At 73.2% G+C, this 4,502-nt stretch carries 3 protein-coding genes; all 3 read left to right on the top strand.

Annotated features, from left to right (window positions below; all coding sequences use genetic code 11):
- Nucleotides 1-289: 289 nt before the first annotated feature.
- Nucleotides 290-967: a DivIVA domain-containing protein gene (locus KIK08_RS37370; RefSeq protein WP_214408042.1), complete on the top strand. Its 678-nt coding sequence runs from the start codon at nt 290-292 to the stop codon at nt 965-967.
- 155 nt (nt 968-1,122) lie between these two features.
- Nucleotides 1,123-2,811, top strand: coding sequence for a monocarboxylic acid transporter (locus tag KIK08_RS37365; RefSeq protein ID WP_214408041.1), 1,689 nt, complete (start codon nt 1,123-1,125; stop codon nt 2,809-2,811).
- Between the two features lie 331 nt (nt 2,812-3,142).
- A partial coding sequence (locus KIK08_RS37360; RefSeq protein ID WP_250558590.1) for a sensor histidine kinase occupies nt 3,143-4,502 on the top strand: 1,360 nt, incomplete at its 3' end.

Raw genomic sequence — 4,502 nt, 5'->3', positions numbered from 1 at the left:
GTTCGCGGCCGGCTGGCCAGCTACCAGCGCGGGGTCCGGTCCGGCCGGGAGAGCCGCGAGCGCTCGACCGGCGGTGAGCACGGGGGGCCGCCGCCCGCCGAGTAGCGGCGAGCGGGTCGGACGGAGGGCGGGTGCCGCGCGGCGCCCGCCCTCCGCCGTGTCCGGGTGGGGAGGGCGTCCTCGCTCCCAGCTCGGCTACGTGACGTGGTCGGCCGGCTGCGGTCCGCGCGGACACCGGTGCCGTTCACCAAGGGGATGTAGCGCCTGCACCCGAACGGACCATGACAGCATGATCGTCGGTCGACAGGATCTGCCCGTGGTCGAATCCGGCGGGCCCGCGGAGCCCGCGCCCGCCGCCGTCCGGTCCGCCCCGGGCCCGTCGCCCGCGCAGCCCGCCGGAGACCCCGACGTCCGGCGCTTCGACACCGTCCTGCGCGGCTACGACCCCGCCCAGGTCGACGCCCACCTCGCCCGGCTCGCCGAGGAGAACGCCGCGCTGCGCCGCCGGGCCGCCGAGGCCGACCGCCGCAGGCGGACCGCCGAGCAGCACGCCGCGGCGGCCGAAGGGGAGTTCCGCAAGCTGCAGGCGCGGCGCAAGGACGCCGCTCCGGAGGAGAGCTTCGGCTTGCGCGCCGAGAAGCTGATGCGCCTGGCCGAGCAGGACGTGGCCGACCTGCGGGCGGCCGCGGCGAAGGAGGCCTCCGCGGTCGTCGAGGCGGCCAGGGTCGCCGCCGACGAGCTGCGCAAGCAGGCCGAGGCGGCCGCCGAGGCGGTGCGCCTGCGCGCCGCGCAGGACGCCGAGCGCCTGCGCGAACGTGCCCAGCAGGACGTGACCCGCCTGTCCACCGTCCAGCGGGACGTGCGCTCCGAGCTCGCCCGACTCGCCGACACCCTCGCGGCCGGGATGGGCGTCGAGGAGGCGCCCGCCGAGCGGCGGCGCGAACCCGCGCCCGCTCCGGGGCGCTGATCACCCGTCCGGTACCGCCGCGGCCACGGGCCGTGTCGCCGACTGGGCCAGTCGGTACCACCGCGCGGCGCTGCTCCCGATTAGGCCGGGTGGGCGAATAGCGGACGGTCACGTGAAGTACCGTCGCCGCACCCCCGAGTCAGCAGGTGAGCGCGATGCACGTCGTCCCGGCCCAGGCTCCGGTCCCCGCCGGTGTCGGCAGCCCCTTCCTCAACACGGCCGTCTTCGGCGTCTTCGTGCTGGTGACGTTGATCGTGGTGTTGCGGGTGAGCCGGAGCAACCGGACCACGTCGGACTACTACGCCGCGGGCGGCGGGTTCACCGGGCCGCAGAACGGCGTCGCGATCGCCGGTGACTACCTGTCCGCGGCCTCGTTCCTGGGCATCGCGGGCGCGATCGCGGTGAACGGCTACGACGGGTTCCTCTACTCGGTCGGCTTCCTGGTGGCCTGGCTCGTGGCGCTGCTGCTGGTCGCCGAACTGCTGCGCAACACCGGCCGGTTCACGATGGGCGACGTGCTGGCCTTCCGGATGCGCCAGCGCCCGGTGCGGGCCGCGGCCGCGACCTCGACGCTGGTCGTGTCCTTCTTCTACCTGCTGGCCCAGATGGCCGGGGCCGGGGCGCTGGTCGCGCTGCTGCTGCAGATCCCCAACGACGACCCGATCGGGCAGAGCGTGGCGATCGCGGCGGTCGGCCTGGTGATGATCGTGTACGTGCTGGTGGGCGGCATGAAGGGCACCACGTGGGTGCAGATCATCAAGGCGGTGCTGCTGCTGGTCGGCGCCGGCGTGCTGACCACCTGGGTGCTGGGCTACTTCGGGTTCGACTTCTCCGCGCTGCTCGGGCGGGCCGTCGAGCGCAACCCCGAGGTGGTGCGCCCCGGTGGCACCGAGGCGATGGCGCTGGGGGAGCGGCTGCTGGTGCCGGGCCTGCAGTACGGCGCCGACACCGTGTCCAAGGTGGACTTCCTGTCGCTCGGCCTGGCGCTGGTGCTGGGCACCGCGGGCCTGCCGCACATCCTGATGCGCTTCTACACCGTGCCCAACGCCCGCGAGGCCCGCCGCTCGGTGGTCTGGGCGATCTGGCTCATCGGCGTGTTCTACCTGTTCACCCTGGTCCTGGGCTACGGCGCGGCGGCACTGGTGCCCGGCGGGGTGCAGCGCATCATCGACGCCCCGGGCGGCAGCAACTCGGCGGTCCCGCTGCTGGCCTACCAGCTGGGCGGCGAGGTGATGCTGGGGCTCATCGCGGCGGTCGCGTTCGCCACCATCCTGGCGGTCGTGGCCGGGTTGACGATCACCGCGTCGGCCTCGTTCGCCCACGACGTCTACGCCAACGTGCTGCGCCGCGGCGCGGCCTCGCCCGACGCCGAGGTGCACGTCGCCCGGACCACCGCGCTGGTCGTCGGGATCGTCGCCGTCGCGGCCGGGATCCTGGCCCGCAACCAGAACGTCGCGTTCCTGGTCGGGCTGGCCTTCGCGGTGGCCGCCTCGGCCAACCTGCCGACGCTGGTCTATTCGCTGTTCTGGAAGCGCTTCACCACGACGGGGGCGCTGTGGAGCATCTACGGCGGGCTCATCTCCTGCGTCACGCTGATCGTGCTCTCGCCCGCGGTCTCCGGGCAGCCCACCTCGATGATCAAGGGCGCGGACTTCGACGTCTTCCCGCTGGCCAACCCGGGGCTGGTCTCGATCCCGCTGTCGTTCCTGCTCGGGGCGGTGGGCACGCTGGTCGGTCCGGCCGAGCCCGGGGGGCGGCGGCGCGCCGCGGTGATGGAGGTCCGCGCGCTCACCGGCGCCGGGGCCGTGCGGCCGACCCGGCCCCCCGCGCGCCGGTCGCGCTGAGCCGTGCGCGCATCCGCCGCGGCGTCCGCTGTGGAATCGGCGTTCTAACGCCGTGTCCCAGCGGCGCTACCTGGAGCTAGCGTTACTAGGCCCATCGTATGACGTCACCACGGCAGTGGTTACGCCGTTCCGGCAATAGCGGCGGTGTGGCTGCGACTTTGCGTCAGCTGGACTGGACAGCGCGGGCCATCCGGGGCTCTACTTCACGACGGCTCGGCGCGCCCCGAGCTGCTCCCCCGTTCAGCCGTATCGCATGCCCCGTTCGTCCCTGGCGCAGACCCCGCTGCGCCGCTCCCCGAGCGCAGACCGGCCGGGCGCAGGCGAGAGAGAAATGGTGCAGAGCACGATGTGGCAGGCACTGCTCGACCGACTCCCACGCGGGTACACGCTCGAAGAGCAGGACTGGCAGCGGCGCCACCGCCTGCTGCTGTGGGTGCTGGCCCTGCACATCCCCGGGCTGGCGGCCTTCGCGCTCGTCCTGCAATCCGGACCGGCCGTGCTGCTCGGCTCGATCGCGGTGCCGCTGCTGTGCCTGGTCGCGGGCCGGTTCCTGGGCCGCTACCGGCGCACCGCCTCGGTCGTGGTGACCGCGGGGCTGTCCTACAGCTCGGCCGCCCTGGTGGTGATCACCAAGGGCAGCATCGAGGCCCACTTCCACTTCTTCATCATCATCGGGTTCATCGCGCTCTACCAGGACTGGGCGCCGTTCCTGTTCAACATCCTGTTCACGATCCTCAGCCACGGCATGGGATCGATCTTCACCCAGAGCCTGATCTTCTCCCACCTGTCGGGGCAGAACAACCCGTGGCTGTGGTCGGTGATCCACGGCGTCGCGGTGCTGTTCGCCTGCGTGGGCATGATGCTGTTCTGGCGCGTCACCGAGGAGTCCCAGCAGCAGAAGGAGCTGCTGGCCAAGCGGCTGGCCGAGGCCGAGATCGGCCGCCGCCAGTTCGCCTCGGACATGCTGGTCAACCTGGCCCGGCGCAACCAGGGGATGGTCTACCGGCAGCTGGACATCATCAACCAGCTCGAGGAGTCCGAGCAGGACCCCGACGCGCTGGCCGAGCTGTTCAAGCTCGACCACCTCGCCACCCGGGTCCGGCGCAACGCCGAGAGCCTGCTGGTGCTCTCCGGCGAGCAGCCGGCGCGCGTGTGGAGCGAGCCGATCCCGCTGCGCGACGTCGTGCGCGCCGCCATCGCCGAGACCGAGGACCTCGACCGGGTCGTGTTCCTGGTCGGCGACGAACCCGCGGTGGCCGGCAGCGCCGTCACCGACCTGACCCACCTGCTGGCCGAGCTGACCGAGAACGCCGTGCGCTTCTCCCCGCCCGACAGCTCGGTCACCATCCGCGCGCGTCCCGACCCCCGCGGGTCCGGCGCGCAGCTGCTGACCGTGGAGGACTGGGGCGTCGGCATGCCCTCCGAGCAGCTGGAGTCGACCAACCAGCTGCTGGCCGACCCGCCCGAGATCGACCTGTCGGTGTCCAAGCGGCTGGGCTTCCACGTGGTGGCCCGCCTCGCCGCCCGCCACGACATCAGCGTCACCCTCTACGCCACGCCGGGCTCGGGCATCACGGCGGCCATCTCGCTGCCGCCCTCGCTGTTCGAGGCGTCCGGGCGCCCCGCGTCGCCCCCGCCGCCGCCCGTGCCGCCGATCGCCGGCGGCCTGGCCGACGCCGAGCGCGTGCGCC

Origin of the sequence: Pseudonocardia lacus, from assembly GCF_018531445.1 — a bacterium.
Classification (GTDB): domain Bacteria; phylum Actinomycetota; class Actinomycetes; order Mycobacteriales; family Pseudonocardiaceae; genus Pseudonocardia; species Pseudonocardia lacus.
Note: the sequence above shows the minus strand (reverse complement) of the source record. Positions and strands in the feature narration are given on the sequence as shown.